Source organism: Enhydrobacter sp., assembly GCF_030246845.1.
In the GTDB taxonomy this organism is placed as follows: domain Bacteria; phylum Pseudomonadota; class Alphaproteobacteria; order Reyranellales; family Reyranellaceae; genus Reyranella.
Genome location: NZ_CP126889.1, coordinates 4,801,173 through 4,818,984, shown reverse-complemented (window position 1 = coordinate 4,818,984; position 17,812 = coordinate 4,801,173). Strand labels below are relative to the sequence as shown.

The following is a 17,812-nucleotide window of genomic DNA, read 5'->3' as shown; positions in this document are numbered from 1 at the left end:
CCTGTCGGCAAACTCGACGCTGCTCTATGCAAAATCGGCGAATTTGGAGATCCGGGCCGCTGCCTTCCGATTCTGCATAGCCGGTTCCGGCTCGGCCACCATACTCCCATCCCGAGCAGGTTTTTTTTCCGAAGACGTTCCAACATGCCGAGCGGCTTGCGCGACAAAGCTCCGATGATTGGGTGTGGCACCAACACCTTTGCAGACCCTGACGACTATCGCTTGAACCTGCCCGGGCTGGATGTCCGCCTGGTCATGACGGGACGCGATACTTTCAGGTCGGACGTGACGTGGCTGAGGACCGACCGGCTCTGGCTCGTTCGTGTCGTCGAGAATGCGCCGCGCGTCGCCTTCGTCGCCCCCGCGCCGGCTTCCGTATACGTCTCCTTTCCCTTGCACAGCGACCCGCAACCGGTTTGGAACGGCGTACGCCTGAGCCGAGGCGAGATCGTGCTGCACGGCCGTGGCGAGCCCTTTCACCAGCTGACCTTCGGAACGACGCGCTGGGGCCTGATCGCGCTTGCTCCCGAGCACCTTCGCGCCTGCGGGCAAACGTTGATCGGGGATGACCTGACGCCGCCCAGGGCCGCGAAATTCCTGCGTCCGTCATCGACCGTGGCCGGCGACCTTCTTCGCCTGCATACGCAGGCCTGTGATCGTGTTCGCTCGAGACCCGATCTGATGGCGCGTCGCGAGATCGCGCGCTCGCTCGAGCATGATCTGATCCACGCACTCGTAAGCGTTCTCGCGCTCGGTGAGTCGCGGAACTCCGCCGCGACACGGCAGCGCCACGCCGCGATCATGGTCCGGCTCGAACGGGTGCTCGCGCTGCAAGCCTCGCGACAGCTCTCGACGGCCGAGCTTTGTTCGGCGGTCGGCGCTCCGGAGCGTACATTGCGCATGTGCTGCACTGAATTCGTCGGGAGCAGCCCCGTTCACTATGCCCGGCTCAGGCGTCTGAACCTCGTGCGGTCGGCGCTCATGCGCAGCGATCCTGCGACGGCGAGCATCGCGGCGATTGCCAGAAGCCACGGCTTTTCGGAGCCTGGCCGTTTTGCCGCGGCGTACCGCACCCTGTTCGGCGAAGCGCCCTCGATCACCCTCCGTCGTTCGAAGGCAGGTGGGCCGCCTCGGTGCAACTTTGCCGATTCTGCATAGTGCAGTCCGAGCAGTCCGTCCATCGTCCCTGCGAGATGCAGATGCTTGCGCCGGCGGCCGACAATCCCGCACCGGCCGTCGTGGCGCAACGCACCGAGACGCTGGCAGACCCCGAGCCGTGGCGGTTCAAACGTCGCCCTCCACGGCTTCATCGATCTCGCCGACCATCGGCGTGAGCTTCCGCTTCCGGAGACCGGCTTCTGTTGCGTTGTATCGAGTCCAACCATCTCGAGGAGGATGTCATGAGAAGTTTGGCGGCAATCATCATCTGCGCGTCGGTGGCCCTGCCGCTGACCGCCTTCGCCCAAATGAGCGACACCGACTATTGCAATGCATTGAGCAAGCTCTATCGGGAAACCATTCCTTCCACGGCGACGCCCGATGTCACCGTCCCCGACGCGATGTCGAAGTGCGGCAGCAGTCCGGCTGGTGCGATCCCCGTGCTGGAAAAGGCGCTGAAGGACAACAAGGTCACGCTGCCCAAGCGCACGTAGGCGGACGGCGGCACCGAGATTGCAGGCCTCAGGGCGGCTGGTGCTCGCACGACGGCGACAGGTCGACGCCGCTGTCGAGCGCCGCCGCACGCGGCTCCATAGCCTATCTGTGCCCGCTGCCGTCGGTTCTTCTGGCGAGCACCGCGCGCTGCAATAGCGGGCACAGACGTCGGCAGATCCCGAGTCCCTGTGGCGCATTGTGTGCCGTGTCCATGGGGAAGCGGCAAAGTCGCGGATGAAATGTTCGTGATACCGCTGAAGATCGATCGGCTCTGCTTGCGGCGGCCAGATGTGCAACCCAAAATGACGCTGCTCGTACGACGCATGGTTGTGGGCATCCCCATGTGTCGGGTTTCCAGTACTTGGGGGCACTGGGGATGGCGCAGAGCCGCATTCTGAAGTTTGCCGATCCTTACGCGTTCCAAGCGGCGTTCCGCGCGGTCGACGTCACGCTGCTTGTCACTGCCAAAGGCCGCTTCTGCGCCGACATGGTGCAGGTCGACCTCGGACGGCTGTTGATGCAGAAGAGCGCGGATAGTCTTCCACGAATCATGCGTGCGGCCATCACGCCCCAACGGGCGCCGATCATGTTCCTCGGCCATAGGAACCCGGGTCCCGTTCATCTTGGCAGCACCGAGCTGCATTCCGACGAGATCGTCTTTTGGGGTCGAAACGCGACCGGTCACTTGCGCACCACCGGAGCGTCCCGCAACGCTTCGATGTCGCTCACGCCCGAGGATCTGGCGGAGGCCGGCTGCGCCATCACCGGACGCGACATCACGGTGCCTCCGGATACGGCTGTCGTCAGACCACCCGATCGCACGATGGCGCGCCTGATTGATCTGCACGAGACAGCCACGCATCTCGCCGAGACGGCGCCCGGCATGTTCGCAAATCCAGGCGTGGCCTGCGCGCTGGAGCAGGAATTGGTGCACGCGATGATTGCCTGCCTGACCGGCCATGCGGCAAGAGAAGCGGAGCGTCACAGTCGGCAACATGCGAAGGTGATTGCCCGTTTCGAGGATTTCCTGATGGCCAGGCGCAACGCGCCGGTGCATCTGATCGAAGTGTGCGCCGCCATCGGCGTCTCCGAGCGTACGCTCCGGTCCTGCTGCCAGGAACATTTTGGCATGGGACCGATCCGGTATCTCTGGCTCCGGCGCATGCACCTCGCGCGCCGGTCCCTGCTGCGTGCCGATCCGGCGACAGCGAGCGTGACGTCGGCGGCCACCGAGTATGGATTCTGGGAACTCGGACGATTCTCGGTCGAGTACCGCGCACTGTTCGGGGAGTCACCCTCGGCATCGCTTCGGAGACCAGCCGAAGCCGGCAGTCGAAAGGCATTTCACTAGGCCAACGAAGTCGAGGTGATACGCGACGTCCGCGACCCGCGGCAGCCGGGCAACCATCCCGAAATCGCGTTGCCCGGCGCTGTCCCGTCCCGGATGGATCAGTGCGCCTGTCGCCCTCCCCCCTTGCTTTCGGCCGCGAGCAAGCAACGGCTGCCTATGTGTATTTGGCGATTGGCGAAGAGGGGAAGCTGGCGGATGGGGTGGGATTCGAACCCACGGTGGGCGTGAACCCACGCCGGTTTTCAAGACCGGTGCCTTAAACCGCTCGGCCACCCATCCAGGTGCGGCTTGATACTTCGTCGGGCCGCGGCGGTACAGCAGGTTTCGAAAGCGCCGCGCCGGTCGCGGCGATCACCATCTGGCCGTAGCTCCAGATGCGACTCAGCGCGAGTGAGCCAGGATCTCGCGGCAGACCGCGGTCTCCCCTTCGCGACACCAGAGGTCGTAGGGTCCGACCTCGCCCTGCCGGACATAGTCCTTCCATGCCGACGCGAAGCCGGGATCCTGCTGCAGCCATTGCAGCAGATCGAGACGCATCGTTCCCGATCCCATGCAAGGCGCGATCGTGCTGTCCTGACAGCGATCGACGAGCACGGGATTGGGCCGCCATCGTTTCAGGTCGGCGGTCACGGCGCTGCGGGTCGTCGCGGCGGCGTCCCGCAGGGCCGCTGGTTCCGTCGCACCGTCGCGAGCTGCGGAGCGCTCGGCATCGACAAGGGCTGGGATCATCCAGAGACAGTCGAAGCGCGACCCCCACTCCCAGCCGCGATCCAGCACTTCCTCGAAGAACGATTCCGTGGATGTCGACAGGACGACCACCGTCGAGCCGCGCGGAATATGGCGGCTCAATGCTCGTTGGGCCTCGATCCTGGCATCGACATAGGGGTGCGCGGCGCGAGCGCGTTGCAATGGATAGGAAACGGAAATCGCAACGATGCAGGTCAGACTCGATACGGCCGCCGCAAGCCTCCAGTTCGGCAGCCAGGCGCGCTCCGGGGACCATCTCAGCCAGACGTCGATTGCGATCACCCCAAGCAACAGATCGAAGAAGGCCATGGCCGGTGCGTATTGATAGTCGTGGCCCTTCATCTGCGCGAGATAGCCTGCGGTCGCGCCAAGCGCAGCGAGAGCCAAGACGGCCGAAAGCGTTCGATGGGCGAGCCGGCGATAGACCAGAGCCCACGCCAGAAGCAGAATCGCGAGCTTCAGCGCGCGCACCGGCGGCAGCATCGTCCAGAGCTCGACGCGGTGATAAGCATAGTAGGTGTGCATCGCCAGCGGCAGAACCTTCCGCAGGTAGTCGGGCGCCCACAGGAAGATCGCACCGGCGTAGGCGATGGCCGTTGCGGCCATGGCCACGCTTTCCGGCCGGAAAAGGGCCCGGACATTTCGCGCTCTCATCAGGACGAACAATTCGACCGCGCCGATGATGAGGGCGTGGTGCGGCTTCAGCAGGATGCCGGCCGCACCGACCATCCCGGCCAGGAATGCCTCGCCCACCGTTATTTTCAACCCGTCGATCCGGCGCGCCGTCAGGACCAGGTAGGGCAGCAGCAGGAGGAGCAGAATATGCTCGCGCTGCGCGTAGTGGGGCCAGGGGCGGATCACCGTCGCGACCAGCAGGGCGAGCGCGAACCAGGCGGAAAAGATTCTTCCCGCGAACGCCTCGCCTCTGCCCACCAGCGAAACCGTCCACGCGACAGAGCAGGCGACGGTGAGCGCCATCACGAGTTGCAGTGCGGCCGTCGAGGAGATCGCAAGAATCTGCGAAAGCCTGACCGGAATCTCGGACAGCCAGATGATCAAGGGCGGATTGGCCTCGACGAGATCGCCGAACTGCATATGACTGGTGTCGAGCGACCGGCGCGCCAGGAAGAGCAGCCACGTCTGGTCGCCCCATTGCGGCCGAACGAGCATATACACCAGGCTGACGCCCACGATCGCGGCGGCAGCCAGCGGCAAAACGAGGGACGCCGCCGGATCGGCGAATCGACTCCTGATCGTCCGGGCCGTGCCAAGTACACGGTTCATGGCGCGCAATATGCGAGCCGCCAGGACTCATTGGCCTGTGACCGTTGTCGGACCATCGGGTGACTGAGCTGTGACTGTCCACCCGCCGCTTGCCTTGGAGCGAAGTCGCATTGCCAAGGGCAGTCGCTGATCGCCCGGCGCCGGCGATCGGTCGCTAGGTCGACCCGGATCGAGTCCGGCAAAGGCCGCCAACCGTTCGATGTTGGCGGTCTTTGTCGATGGACTGGCAAAAAGTACTTATTTTCTCGATACTTTTTCAAAGGCCGCCAAGGTTTCGGAATTTGGCGGTCTTCGGCATGGGGAGCGACCGCATCAGCCCTGTAGAGATCGAGGGTGTTTTGCGGAGCCCACTGGCAGGAAAGTGGGCGTCGGCTGACATGTCCCCCAAAGGCCGACACCCTCTCCAAAGACCGCCAACTTTTCGACTCGTGGCGGCCTTCGATAAAGTATCGATGGCATGGGCATTTCTTGGCGGCCTCTCGCCAAAGACCGCCAAGCGTCGGAGCGGTGGCGGTCTTTGCCGTCGTCGGCGATCTTCGCCGCCTGCGCCTGAACGCGCCGTGGAAGGCCGAGGCACGCGGCGGTAGACTGCCCTTCGTCCACGACGCCTGGCGGCTCTGTTGCGCGCCCGACGCCTGTGTTCGACGCCTGCCGTGGGATCGAACGATGGCACTCGGATCGACGGCCGAAGCCGGCCCTGCATGGCTGAGAGACTTCTTTCCCGGCTACTTCGCCCTGGTGATGGGGACCGGGATCGTTGCCGTGGCCGCGCGCCTGCTGCACTACGAGGCGCTGTCGTGGCCGCTGTTCGCCATCGCGCTCGCGGCCTACCCCGTGCTGTGGGCCATTTTGCTGGCGCGGCTCGCCCTTTTTCCCCAGGCCGTGATGGCGGACTTCGCCAGCCACGAGCGCGGGCCGACCTTCCTCACCATCGTCGCGGCCAACGGCGTGCTGGGTAGCCAGTTCGGCGCCTTCCATATGCTGGCCGGCCTGCTGCCGCTCCTGTTCTGGTCGAGCGTCGCGCTGTGGGCGGCGCTGGTCTACGGCTTCCTGAGCGCGGTCACGGTCCGCATCGCCAAGCCCGACCTGGAGCACGGCCTGAACGGCGCCTGGCTCCTGCTGGTGGTGGCGACCGAATCGCTGTCGCTGCTGAGCTCCCTCCTCGCCGAGCGGAGCGGCGTCGCGCCGCCGCTGGTCTTCGCCTCCCTCGCCTTCTATCTGCTGGGCTCGATGCTCTACGTGCTGCTCTCGGCCCTGATCTTCTTCCGCTGGATCTTCCGGCCCATGCATCCGGCGGAGATGGGCGCGCCGTGGTGGATCAACATGGGTGCCGTCGCCATCGCCACGCTGGCCGGCGCGCAACTGATGGCGCTCACCGGCACCGACGCCGCCTCGGCGCCGCTGCTGCGCTTCGTGCCGCCCTTCACCGTGCTCCTGTGGGTGACCAGCACCTTCTGGATCCCGCTGCTGGTGATCCTGTTCGTCTGGAAGGAGATGCAGCGTGGGCCGCACGGCTATGATCCGGGCCTGTGGTCGGCCGTGTTCCCGCTCGGCATGTATGCCGCCGCCACGCACGAATACGCGCGCGTCGCCCACCTGCCGTTCCTCGAGCCGATCTCGCAGGCGCTGTTCTGGGCGGCCCTGTTCGCCTGGGTCCTGACCTTCATCGGCATGTGCGTGCGGCTGCTGCACCCGCGGCGGCCTTCCCCGGGTTGACCGCTGAGCGGGCTTCGTTCAGGAAAAGCCCGGCCTGAGCGAGGATCGCCAATCCCTGATGCAGCCGGCACACCTCACCTACGGCGTCGACGAGACGCCGCCCCCGCTGCGGCTGCTGATGCTTGGCGTGCAATACGCGGTGATGATCGCGATCTACCTCGTTCTGGTCGTGATCGTCCTGCGCCATGCCCATGTGTCCCAGGAGACGCGGGTCGCGGCGATCGGCATGGCCCTGATCGCGGCGGCGATCGGGACCGCCCTGCAGGGCCTGCCGCGCGGCCCGCTCGGCTCGGGCTTTCTCGCGCCGCCCGTCTATTCGGCGATCTACCTCGCGCCTTCGATCCTGGCGGCCGAGAGAGGCGGCCTGCCGCTGGTCTTCGGCATGACCGTCTTTGCCGGCCTGGTCGAGATCGCCATCGGCCTCGTCGTCCACCGCCTGCGGCTCGTCTTCACGCATGTCATCAGCGGCCTGACGGTCTTCCTCGTCGGGCTCCAGCTCGGCGTCGTCGGCATCGGCGAGCTGCTCGATGTCCGGCACGAGGACCTGCCGAGCTTCCACCTCCATGTGGGCGTTTCCGTCCTGACGCTGGGAGCGGCTATCGCCCTCAGCATCTGGGGTCGTGGCTCGGCCAAGCTGCTCTGCTCCCTGATCGGGCTCGTCGTCGGCCTCGTCGCTGCCGCGCTCATCGGCCTGATCACGCCCGAGACGGTCGCTGTCGTACGGTCCGCGGGCTGGACCGCGCTGCCCTGGCCGGACGTGATCTCCTACCGCTTCGACCCCACGCTCGTCCCCGCCTTCCTCGCCGCCGGCATCGCCGCGGCGGTGCGCACCGTCGCCGTGGTCACGACCTGCCAGCGCATCAACGACGCCGACTGGCGTCGGCCGGACATGGGCAACATCCGCAAAGGCATCTTCGCCGACGGGCTGGGCTGCCTGATCGGCGGCGTGCTCGGGGCGCCCGGCATGAACATCTCGCCGAGCCTCGTCGGCCTGTCGAGCGCGACCGGCGCGACCAGCCGCGCGATCGGCTTTGCCGCCGCTGTTGTCCTGGTCGCGATCGCCTTTTCACCCAAAGCCGCCGCGTCGTTCCTGACCATCCCGTCCGAGGTGGCCGGCAGCATCCTGGTGTTCAGCGCCTCCCTGATGATCGCGTCGGGCATGGGGACCATGCTGTCGCGGCCCGTGCAGACGCGCGCCACCTACGTAATCGGCATCGCTACCCTGCTGGCGCTCGGCCGGAACATCTTCCCGCACTATTTCGCCGAGCTGTCGCCCTTCATGGAGAGCCTCACTCGCAACTCGCTGGCGGTCGGCCTGGGCGCGGCGATCCTGCTTCATCTCGTCTTCCTGATCGGCACACGCCAGACCGGGTCGACGCGCTGGTCGGTCGCCGACGAGTCGATGACCGCGGCGCTCGATTTCCTGGACCGACAGGTGCGGACATGGAAGGTCGACGCCGATGTCGCCACGCGGGCCATCAAACATGTCGGGCAGGTCTTCGACCATCTTCGGACCAGCGAGCGGGGCGCGCGCGACGGTCTGCTCGCCGTCATGTTCAACGGCGTCGATCTGAGGCTCGATCTGAGCTACGTTGGAAAATCGGCCGTCGATCTTCCGGCCGGACACCCGACGGCCGAGCTCCGACGCGAACAGCTCGACGACGAGGAAGCGGCCGTTCACTTCGGGTTGCTCCACTTCCTGCACAGCATCGCGGCCGATCGCAAACGGGTGGCGCAGCACGAGGGTCGCGTGACCATCCGCCTGTGGTACGCGGCGTGAAGCGCTAATGGCTGCCCCTAGCAATTTCCGTTTGCGCCAACCCGATCCGATGGCAAGCATCATGGCGCGTTCCAACGACCAGGTATCGCGATGAAGGTTCTTTCGACCGCCCAGGCCGTGGTCTCGATGCTCGAGCTCAACGGCATCGACACGCTGTTCTGTCTTCCCGGCGTCCAGAACGACCCGTTCTTCGACGCGCTCTATGACCGGACCAACGCGATCCGGCCGATCCACGCGCGCCACGAGCAGGCTTGCGCCTACATGGCGCTGGGGTACGCGATGGCCACGGGCAAGCCCTCTGCCTATGTCGTCGTGCCGGGCCCGGGTTTCCTCAACACCACGGCGGCGCTCTCGACCGCCTATGCCGTCAACGCGCCGGTGCTGGCACTGACGGGCCAGATCCAGCAGTCGATGATCGGCCGCCATGTCGGCCTGCTGCACGAGCTGCCCGACCAGCTTTCGATCATGCGCGGCCTCACCAAATGGGCCGACCGCATCACCTCGCCGGGCGAAGCGCCGGGCCTCGTCAACGAGGCCTTCCGGCGACTCCTTTCGGGCCGGCGCCGCCCCGTCGCGCTCGAATGCGCAATGGACACCTGGGCGCGCAGGATGCCGGTCGCGCTGCCGGCCTCCCCCGCCAAGGCCGATCCGTGCCTGGTCGACGAGGAGGCGGTCGAGCGCGCTGCCCGGCTCGTGGGCGGCGCGAAGAAGCCCTTGATCGTGGTCGGCGGCGGCGCACAGGAGGCAGGCCCCTATGTGCTGCAGATCGCCGAGTTGCTGGAGGCGCCGGTCGCGACCGGTCGGATGGGACAGGGCGTGATCGACGGCCGCCACCGTCTGTCCGTCACCGCGCTCGCCGGGTACCGCTTCTGGAGCGAGGCCGATGTCGTGCTCGCGGTCGGCACGCGCCTGCAGCCGCAGCAGATGACCTGGGGCCTGCGCGAGGACCTCAAGATCATCCGCATCGACATCGACGGCGAGGAGCTCGATCGGCAGCGCAAGCCCGAGATCGGCATCATCGGCGATGCGGCCGTCACGCTGAAGGCGCTGGCCGAGCGACTCGGCAAGCACAATGCCAGGCGCAACGGGCGCGCCGACGAGGTGGCGGCCGTCAAGAGCGACGCGGTGAAGAAAGTGCGCGAGGTGCTGGCGCCGCAGGTCGCCTATCTCGATGCGATCCGCGCGGCCCTGCCCGAGGACGGCATCCTGGTCGACGAGCTCACGCAGATGGGCTATGCCGCGCGCCTCGCCTACCCGACCTACAAGCCACGCACCTTCCTGTCGCCCGGCTACCAGGGCACGCTGGGCTGGGGCTACGCCACGTCGCTCGGCGCCAGGGTCGCGCGGCCCGACACGCCAGTCGTCTCGATCAGCGGCGACGGCGGCTTCCTGTTCACGGCGATGGAGATGTCGACGGCGGCGCAGAACAACATCGGCGTCGTCGCGATCGTGTTCAGCGACGGCGCCTACGGCAACGTGAAGCGCATCCAGCAGCAGGCCTTCAACAACCGCACGATCGCCAGCGACCTGCACAATCCCGATTTCGTGAAGCTCGGCGAGAGCTTCGGCATCGCCGCCGAGCGCGTGAAGTCCGCGGCCGAGCTCGGCGCGGCGATCTCGCGCGGCCTGGCGAAGGGCGGACCCATGCTGATCGACTGCCCGGTCGGCTCCCTGCCCGACCCGTGGGCGCTGATCGCCCAGCCGCGGCGCGCCTGACCGGCGGCGCTACTCGACTTTGCCCGATCGCCGGATCTCCGCCATCAGGCGCTCGGCGTGCGTCTGGTCGGCCAGCCGCTTGGAGGTGAAGCGCGGGTCGCCGAACGGTACCAGGCCGAGCACATGTCGCTTCAGGCGCGGCGGCACGGCCGGCGGAACCGTCTCGTCCTCCGGCATCTCGACCTCGGCCAGGGCGAAATAGGTCTTTCCCTCCGCGGCCTTGAAGAAATCGACGTCCCAGTGGAAGCGCGCGTCGTCCCACGAATACCGTACCTTGCTCAGCGTCTCGCGGCGCAACTTCCACAGCCTGTCGAAGTCCACTGCCGACAGGTCGGTCTCGATCTCGACCATCTGCCCGTCGACCGGACGCTTGTAGGTGAACACGTGCCGCATCGTTTCGCCTCTCCCGATGGCGCGGATGCGTACGCCCGACGTGTCGAGGTAGGCCTGCCGCAGGACGGAGCGCGTGATGCCCGGCTCCTGCGCCAGTTGCGCCTCGAGTTGGCCGTCGTCATCGAGCAGGACGAATTTGCGTTCGTTTTCGATGGGCATGCGCGAAGGGACCGGCGTAAAAGACAAGGCAGAGGAAGGAGTTCAATGCCACCGCAGACGATCGACGATCTTCCGACCCCCGTCCTCATTCTCGACCGCGCCGTCCTGCGTCGCAACCTCCGGCGCATGAGCGACCGGCTGCGCGGGGCGGGCGTGGCGCTGCGACCGCATCTCAAGACGGCGAAGTCGATCGCCATCGGACGCATGGCGGTCGAGGGCCACGATGGCCGCATCACCGTCTCGACGCTGGCCGAGGCCCGCTACTTCGCGCAGGGTGGCTTCAAGGATATCCTGTACGGTGTCGGCATCGTGCCGTCGAAGTTTGCGGCCGTGACGGCGCTCCGGCGGCAAGGCATCGACCTGCGGATCGTCACCGACAATCTGCCGGTGGCGCGCGCCATCGCCGACGCGGCAAGGAATGGCGATACCTTCTCGGTCTTGATCGAGATCGACAGTGGCGGCGGGCGCGCCGGCCTTCCCTGGCCCGATCTGCCGGGCCTGATCGACATCGCCCGCGTCCTTCACCAGGCACCCGGCGTCGAATTTGCCGGGGTGATGACTCATGCCGGCCACTCCTATCACGAGAGCACGCCCGAGGGCATCGCCGCCGTCGCCGAGCAGGAGCGGCAGGCGGTGGTCGGCGCGGCGGCGGCGCTGCGCGCGGCGGGCATTCCCTGCCCGATCGTGAGCGCCGGCTCGACGCCCACCGCGGTGCATTCGCGCGACTTCGGCGGCCTCACCGAGATGCGGCCGGGAGTCTACGTCTTCAACGACCTCGATCAGGAGTTCATCGGCTCCTGCGGTCCGAACGACCTTGCCTTGTCCGTGCTGGCCTCGGTGATCGGCCACTACCCGCACCGCAACCAGCTCCTGATCGATGCCGGCGCGCTGGCGCTTTCCAAGGACATCAGCGCCCAGGAGTTCCAGCCCAAGGTCGGCTACGGCACCATCGCCGATGCGCCGGCGAAGGACATGGCGGTCGTGGCCTGCTCGCAGGAGCACGGCTTCGTCGGCGCCGCGGATCCCATTCCCTATGGCAATCTGCCGGTCGGCAGCCGCCTGCGCGTCTGGCCCAACCACGCCTGCATCACGGCGGCGGCGTACGACCGCTACTACGTCGTCGACAGCGACCTCGACGGCGGCAAGGCGGTCGTCGACACCTACGACCGCATCAACGGCTGGTGAAAGATGCCGTGTCATCCCTCGCTGGCGCTCGGGATGACGCACCGAGCAACGTCTCAGAGCGAGCTCACGGTGTGGCCGCCATCGACGGTGAGCACGCTGCCGGTCATGAAGGTGCCGGCCTCCGACGCGAGCAGCAGCAGCGCGCCGTCGAGATGCTCGGGCTGGCCGATGCGGCGCTGGGGAATGCGCTCGATCAGCTTCTGGCCGCCCGGCGTCTTCCAGAAGGCGCTGTTCATCTCGGTCTCGATATAGCCCGGGCAGATCGCGTTGACGCGAATGCGGTAACGCGCCCATTCCATCGCCAGCGCGCGCGTGAGATGGATCAGGCCGGCCTTGGAGGCGTTGTAGGGCGCCACCTGCCCGATGGTGCGCAGGCCCAGGATCGAGGCGATGTTGACGATCGAGCCTGGCCGCTTCTGCGTCACCCAGCGCCTGGCGGCGCCCTGGGCGACAAGCCATGCCCCGCGCAGGTTGGTGTCGACGACGGCGTCCCAGTCCTTCTCCGGCATGTCGAGGGCGGGTTTCACGATCGAGATGCCGGCATTGTTGACGACGATATCGAGCGATCCCGCCGCTTCGAGCGCCGCGGTGATCGATTCGGACGACTGCACATCGAGATCGACGGCCTTCGCCGCAATGTTCTTCTGCGCGAGTTCCGCCTGTAGAGATTGAAGCCGGTCTGCCCGGCGCGCGGCCAGCACGACCGAAGCGCCCGCCTCGCCCAGACATTTCGCGAAATGCGCGCCGAGGCCGGACGAGGCGCCGGTGACCAGGGCCACCTTGCCACCGAGATCGAATAGCTTGGACATCCTCGCCGCTCCCGCGTTTGATTGCCCGCCTTATAAGCGAGCCTTTCTTGCGGAGGAACCATGGACCTGGGTCTCGAGGACAAGCGCGTGCTGATCACCGGCGGCACCAAGAGCATCGGCCGCGCCATCGTCGACGCCTTCGTCGCCGAAGGCGCGATCGTCGGCTTCTGCGCGCGCGATGCCAGGCTCGTGAAGCAGCGCGAGGAGGAGTGGCGCGCGAGGAAAGGGCGTGTGCAGGGCACGGCGCTCGACGTCACCGACGATCCCGCGCTCAGGAAGTGGATCGACGGCTTCGCGGCCGAGGGCGGCATCGACCATTTCGTCGCCAATGTCAGCGCCCTCGGCACCGACGACACGCCCGAAGGCTGGCGCAAGAGCATCGAGATCGACATCGTCTCGACCGTCGAATCGGTGCGCCACGCGATGCCGCATCTCCTGAAGAGCGGGTCGGGCGCCACTTGCACCGTGATCGGCACGGTGTCGCTGAACGAGGCGGGTCCGGGACCGGTCCAGCCCTACCGCTCGGTGAAGGCGGCCCTGGTGCCGTTCGTGAAGTCGCTGGCGATCGAGATGGCACCCAAGGGCGTGCGCGTGAACATGGTCTCGCCGGGCTCGATCCTCGAGGACGGCAACACCTGGGGCCGCCAGCGCGATGCCGGCAGCGAGCGCTACAAGCGCACGCTGGAGCGCAATCCGATGGGGCGCATGGGAACGCCGCAGGAAGTGGCCGCCCCGGTCGTCTTCTTGGCCGGCCGACAGGCCTCGTTCGTCACCGGCGTCAATTTCATCGTCGACGGCGCCATCACGACACGAGTGCAGTACTGAGCATGGAGCGGCGGACCGACTGGACCCTGGTCGGGCTGCTGGTGGCAAGCGGCATCGTCGCCGCCTTCCATGTCGGCAAGATGCCGCCCGCCCTGCCCGCGGTCCGGGCCGATCTCGACGCGACGCTGCGTCAGGGCGGCTGGCTGCTGTCGGTCATCAATCTCATGACGGCGGTCGGCGGCATGGCGATCGCGCTCACGGCCGACCGCTTCGGCCATCGCCGGCTGGTGCTGGCCGGCACGGCGATATGCCTGCTGGCGAGCCTGTTCGGCGCTCTTGCGGGCGACGTCGGGCAGCTCCTCGCCAGCCGCTTCGTCGAAGGTTTGGGGTTCATTGCGATCACCGTGTCGGCGCCACCGCTGCTGCTGCGCATTGCCGCCCCCGCCGACGCCCGCCGGGCCATGTCGCTCTGGACCGCCTATATGCCCGCCGGCGCCGGCACGATGATGTTCGCGGCCGCCCTGATCCTTCCGCTCGCCTCGTGGCGGGTCGTGTGGCTGGTGGCCGCGGCCGCCTCGGCGGTCATGCTGCTGGCCCTGCTGCTGCGCCCGCCGCTGTCGCAGGCGGCCGAGCCGACGGCGACCGCGACCCGGTCGGTCTGGCGCGACATGCTCGAAGTGGCGACCAGCGGCGGCCCACTCGCCACCGCGCTGTGCTTCGCCGCCTATTCGAGCTGCTGGTACGCCATCGTGGGCTTCCTGCCGACGCTGCAGATTGAGCGCCTGAAGTTCGATGCCTCGACGGCGGCGATCGTGACGGCCCTGGTGACGTTCGTGAATGTCGGCGGGAACCTCGCCGCCGGCATGCTGCTCGGCCGCGGCGTCGCTCGCGTGGCGCTGATCGTGGGAGCCGCCGTGCCGATGGTGTTCTGCGCCGGCGGCATCTTCGTCGATGGCGTGCCGGATCTCGTTCGGCTGATCCTGGCCGGCATCTACTCCGCCGCCATCGGCGTCGTTCCCGGCGCGCTCTTCACCGCCATCCCGATCCATGCCCCTCGCCCGCAGCTCGTGGGCGCCGCGACCGGGCTTCTGATGCAGGGCTCGAACATCGGCGCGCTGCTGGGGCCGCCGGTGACGGCTGCCCTCGTCTCATCGGGCGGTTGGCCGGCGGCGGCCTGGCTCTCCAGCGGGGCGCTCGCCATCGTGGCGGCAAGCGCCGTCTTCCTGCACCGGCGGGAAAGGCGTAGGGTCACTGCATGATCTTCGTCGACATCGTCTCCGACACCATCTGTCCATGGTGCTACATCGGCAAGCGGCGCTTCGAGCGGGCTCTCGCGATGAGCGGCCGCAACGACATCGCGGTGTCCTGGCGGCCGTTCCAGCTCAATCCCGACATGCCGGCCGAGGGCATGACGCGCGACGACTATGTGCGCGCCAAGTTCGGCGGCGGCGATCGGCCGCGCCAGATCTACCAGGCGATCGCGGAAAGCGGTCGCGAGGCCGGCATCGAGTTCCAGTTCGCGCGCATCCGGCGCACGCCCAACACGGTTCTGTCGCACCGGCTGGTCCACTGGAGCGCCAAGAACGAACGGCAGGACGAGATGGTGGGCGAGCTGTTCAAGGCCTATTTCGAGGAGGGGCTGGATATCGGCGACCTCGAGGTCCTGGTCGAATGCGCCGCCCGCGCCGGCCTCGACATGGACCTTTCCCGCCGCTTCCTGCAGAGCGACGAGGGCCGCCAGGAGGTCGTGGCGTCGGACGTCTACGCCCGTCGTCTGGGCATCAACGGCGTGCCCTGCTTCATCGTCAACCGCAAGTACGCCGTGTCGGGCGCTCAGCCGCCTTCGGCCTTCGTCGAGGTCTTCAACCTCGCCGAACGCGACGCCGCCACCAGCGCCGCGCAATCGACGGTCTGACACCCGCTCAAGGGAGCGCGCCACTAACAAGAAACAAGAGCGGGCGCTCCAGCCATCTCCGTATCATCCCGAGCGCAGCGAGGGATCTTTGGTTGGCGCCGATCAAGGATCCCTCCCTTGCGCTCGGGATGACACCCGCTTTGCGGCAGGCAGCGCAGTTTCACTCCCGAGGGTCCGCACCTGGCTGGTGACGAATTCCAGCGGCGCTCATGATTGCGCCACTGTCGTGGCGCGCTCCGATGGGTACCCGCTCTACGGCAACCTCACTGCACCAGCGGCGACGTGGCGGCCTCTATGTGAGCGCCGACGATCTCGGCCTGGCTGGCCAGGATCGAGACATACTGTCGAAGCGCCCGCTCCTCGACGGTGCTTCGAAGCGTCTCGGCCACCCGCTCGCGCACCGCCTCGAAGGGCGGGACGTCGCCGGGGATGGCCCTGTCGACCGCCACGATATGGAAGCCGAAGCGCGTCTTCACGAGCTGCGGCAGGAGCCCGACCGCATCCAGGCGGAACAGGACGTTCTCGAATTCCGGCACCGTGTCGCCGCGGCCGATCTGCCCGAGATTGCCGCCATGCTGGCCGGACGGGCAGTTCGACAGCTCCGCGGCCATGGCGGCAAAACGGTCGGGCTCGCGCAGGAGCTCGTTCAGCGCGCTTTCGGCGCGGGCGCGGATTTCGGCGACATTCACGCGCGGTGTCACCTGGAACAGGATATGGCGCGCATGGACCAGGTCGCCGCTTCCGTAGGTCTCCCGGTGCTGCTCGTAGTGGCGCCGACATTCGGCTTCGGTCGGCTCGGGCGTCGCGACCTCGCGTGCGAGCAACGCTTCGATCGCCCGCCCCACCTCCTCCTCGCCCGCCGACTCGCTGGCGAGCAGGCCGACCGCCACGGCCCGCTGGCGCAGGAGCTCGCGCACGGCCGCCATCTCGGCCGACACGGCGGTGTCGGCGGCCACGGCGATGCCGTTCACCGATACGGTCATGACCGGACCGGCTCGCGTGCCCGCGTCTTGGGGCTGCGGACGATCTGGTAGGGGCGGAACAGATAGGCGAGCGCCCCGGCCCCGCTCCAGATATGGATCATGCGCGTGAACGGCGAGATCAGGAAAAGCGTGAAGCCGAGCAGGATATGGAGCTTGTAGGTGAGCGGAACGCCGACCATGAGGCCGGCGGCGCCGCCGTCCAGCGTCACGATCCCCTTCACGTAGCTCGTCAGGGTCTCGAACAGGGCGCCGTCCATATGGAACGCCGACAACGGCACCGTCAGGAGGCCGAGCGCGAGCTGCAGCCAGAGCATGAAGGTGACGGCAATGTCCCATTTGCGGCTGTTCAGCCGGATGCGCGGATCGGCGAGGCGGCGGTAGATCAGGATCGAGAGGCCGACGATGGCCACCAAGCCCGCGATTCCGCCGACGACCATGGCCAGAAGCTGGTGGGCGACAGGATCGAGCGCCCAGTCGACCGCCCAGTGCGGCGCGAGGAAGCCCACGAAATGGCCGAGGATCACGGTGATGACGCCATAGTGGAACAGGTTCGATCCGAGGCGCAGCTGGCCCGCCCGCAGCATCTGCGAGGAATCGCTTTTCCAGGTGTAGGGCTCACGGTCGAAGCGGATCAGGCTGCCGATCAGCAGGACCACCAGGCAGATGTAGGGATAGATGCCGAAGAGAAGCGCGTTGACATAGACGTTGGACACGGGCGTTTCCTCCCTACAGAAGCCTACCGACGTCCCATCGGGTCGGCGAAGGCCGGCTGCTCGAGCCAATCCCGGTCGAGCGCCTCGTGGCGCTCCCTGACCGGCGGCACCGCCGCTGCGTCGACCGGCTTCTCGCCGGCAATGACGATCAGGGCTTGCAGGACGGCGGCGTATCGGCTGCGGCGGGCGATCAAGGCACGCGCGATGGTCCTCAGGATGTCGGCGCAATCGGCCAGCATCTCGCCCGCCTCCGCCATGTCGCGGCAGCTCAGATACTCGAGCACGACGGGAAGATAGTCCGGCAACTCGCGCGCCGTGAGCTCGAAGCCGGCGGCGGCATAGAGCTGCTTGAGCTCCACCATGGCCGAGCCGCGGTCCCGGCTCTCGCCGTGCAGGTGCTCGAACAGATGCAGCGAGAGCGCCCTGCCGCGGTCGAACAGATCGACATAGTGCTCCTGCGCCGACAGCAGGTCGTCGCTGCCGATCTCCTCGACCAGCGCCAGAAGCGCCGTCCGCTCGCGCGGCGCGACCAGGGCCGAGCCGCGGATCACATCGGCGATCTCCGGCAGCGCCTGCCGCATCTCGGCGGTTGGATAGGAAAGCAGTGCGCTGAAGGCCTTGAACAGCAGCTGGGTCATGGCCC

The 17,812-nt window shown here is 67.2% G+C and carries 16 protein-coding genes and 1 tRNA gene; 10 read left to right on the top strand and 7 right to left on the bottom strand.

All coding sequences use genetic code 11. The annotated features are described in order from the left end of the window. Nucleotides 1-144: 144 nt before the first annotated feature. The 3 genes from OJF58_RS23990 to OJF58_RS23980 all read left to right on the top strand — a co-directional run bounded on the left by OJF58_RS23990 (nt 145) and on the right by OJF58_RS23980 (nt 3,004). Nucleotides 145-1,158 (top strand): AraC family transcriptional regulator, encoded by a 1,014-nt coding sequence (locus OJF58_RS23990; RefSeq protein ID WP_300780392.1) that lies wholly within the window; start codon nt 145-147, stop codon nt 1,156-1,158. A 251-nt stretch (nt 1,159-1,409) separates the two neighbouring features. Then, nucleotides 1,410-1,652 carry a hypothetical protein gene (locus OJF58_RS23985; protein WP_300780391.1) on the top strand — a complete coding sequence of 81 codons (243 nt, stop codon included), beginning with the start codon at nt 1,410-1,412 and terminating at the stop codon, nt 1,650-1,652. Nucleotides 1,653-2,029: 377 nt separating this feature from the next. Next, on the top strand, nt 2,030-3,004 hold the full coding sequence (locus OJF58_RS23980) for a helix-turn-helix domain-containing protein (protein WP_300780390.1): 975 nt from the start codon (nt 2,030-2,032) through the stop codon (nt 3,002-3,004). A 189-nt stretch (nt 3,005-3,193) separates the two neighbouring features. Here OJF58_RS23980 and OJF58_RS23975 read toward each other — a convergent pair. Continuing rightward, nucleotides 3,194-3,283: transfer RNA gene (locus OJF58_RS23975), tRNA-Ser, on the bottom strand. A gap of 102 nt (nt 3,284-3,385) precedes the next feature. After that, entirely contained in the window at nt 3,386-5,035 is a 1,650-nt protein-coding gene (locus tag OJF58_RS23970; protein ID WP_300780389.1) for a hypothetical protein, read from the bottom strand. A 507-nt stretch (nt 5,036-5,542) separates the two neighbouring features. Between OJF58_RS23970 and OJF58_RS23965 the strand changes: the two genes are divergently transcribed. The 3 genes from OJF58_RS23965 (at nt 5,543) to OJF58_RS23955 (ending at nt 10,247) form a co-directional block, all read left to right on the top strand. Further along, on the top strand, nt 5,543-6,751 hold the full coding sequence (locus OJF58_RS23965; protein WP_300780388.1) for a tellurite resistance/C4-dicarboxylate transporter family protein: 1,209 nt from the start codon (nt 5,543-5,545) through the stop codon (nt 6,749-6,751). Nucleotides 6,752-6,809: 58 nt separating this feature from the next. Then, nucleotides 6,810-8,531: a solute carrier family 23 protein gene (locus tag OJF58_RS23960; protein ID WP_300780387.1), complete on the top strand. Its 1,722-nt coding sequence runs from the start codon at nt 6,810-6,812 to the stop codon at nt 8,529-8,531. A gap of 90 nt (nt 8,532-8,621) precedes the next feature. After that, entirely contained in the window at nt 8,622-10,247 is a 1,626-nt protein-coding gene (locus tag OJF58_RS23955) for a thiamine pyrophosphate-dependent enzyme (protein ID WP_300780386.1), read from the top strand. A 9-nt stretch (nt 10,248-10,256) separates the two neighbouring features. Here OJF58_RS23955 and OJF58_RS23950 read toward each other — a convergent pair whose 3' ends face one another. Then, nucleotides 10,257-10,799, bottom strand: a complete 543-nt coding sequence (locus OJF58_RS23950; RefSeq protein WP_300780385.1) for a CYTH domain-containing protein — start codon at nt 10,797-10,799, stop codon at nt 10,257-10,259. A gap of 45 nt (nt 10,800-10,844) precedes the next feature. Between OJF58_RS23950 and OJF58_RS23945 the strand changes: the two genes are divergently transcribed. Beyond that, nucleotides 10,845-11,984: an alanine racemase gene (locus tag OJF58_RS23945; RefSeq protein WP_300780384.1), complete on the top strand. Its 1,140-nt coding sequence runs from the start codon at nt 10,845-10,847 to the stop codon at nt 11,982-11,984. 53 nt (nt 11,985-12,037) lie between these two features. Here the strand turns inward: OJF58_RS23945 and OJF58_RS23940 are convergent, their stop codons facing one another. After that, entirely contained in the window at nt 12,038-12,793 is a 756-nt protein-coding gene (locus tag OJF58_RS23940) for a glucose 1-dehydrogenase (protein ID WP_300780383.1), read from the bottom strand. Nucleotides 12,794-12,853: 60 nt separating this feature from the next. Here OJF58_RS23940 and OJF58_RS23935 point away from each other — a divergent pair, with 60 nt between their 5' ends. Genes OJF58_RS23935 through OJF58_RS23925 form a run of 3 tightly spaced genes read left to right on the top strand, consistent with a single transcriptional unit; the run spans nt 12,854 to nt 15,473 of the window. Beyond that, the gene (locus OJF58_RS23935; protein ID WP_300780382.1) at nt 12,854-13,618 is read left to right on the top strand and encodes an SDR family oxidoreductase; all 765 of its coding nucleotides are present in this window, start codon (nt 12,854-12,856) and stop codon (nt 13,616-13,618) included. Between the two features lie 2 nt (nt 13,619-13,620). Then, nucleotides 13,621-14,817, top strand: coding sequence for an MFS transporter (locus OJF58_RS23930; protein WP_300780381.1), 1,197 nt, complete (start codon nt 13,621-13,623; stop codon nt 14,815-14,817). Continuing rightward, on the top strand, nt 14,814-15,473 hold the full coding sequence (locus tag OJF58_RS23925; RefSeq protein WP_300780380.1) for a DsbA family oxidoreductase: 660 nt from the start codon (nt 14,814-14,816) through the stop codon (nt 15,471-15,473). The genes OJF58_RS23930 and OJF58_RS23925 overlap by 4 nt, the downstream gene beginning before the upstream one ends. A gap of 263 nt (nt 15,474-15,736) precedes the next feature. Here the strand turns inward: OJF58_RS23925 and OJF58_RS23920 are convergent, their stop codons facing one another. From OJF58_RS23920 to narJ, 3 genes are read right to left on the bottom strand one after another with little or no spacing between them, the layout of a single operon-like run. Then, nucleotides 15,737-16,456, bottom strand: a complete 720-nt coding sequence (locus OJF58_RS23920) for a peptidylprolyl isomerase (protein ID WP_300780379.1) — start codon at nt 16,454-16,456, stop codon at nt 15,737-15,739. Beyond that, nucleotides 16,453-17,169 carry a respiratory nitrate reductase subunit gamma gene (gene narI, locus OJF58_RS23915; RefSeq protein WP_300780378.1) on the bottom strand — a complete coding sequence of 239 codons (717 nt, stop codon included), beginning with the start codon at nt 17,167-17,169 and terminating at the stop codon, nt 16,453-16,455. The genes OJF58_RS23920 and narI overlap by 4 nt, the downstream gene beginning before the upstream one ends. A 23-nt stretch (nt 17,170-17,192) precedes the next feature. Then, on the bottom strand, nt 17,193-17,807 hold the full coding sequence (narJ, locus tag OJF58_RS23910; RefSeq protein ID WP_300780377.1) for a nitrate reductase molybdenum cofactor assembly chaperone: 615 nt from the start codon (nt 17,805-17,807) through the stop codon (nt 17,193-17,195). Nucleotides 17,808-17,812: the final 5 nt, after the last annotated feature.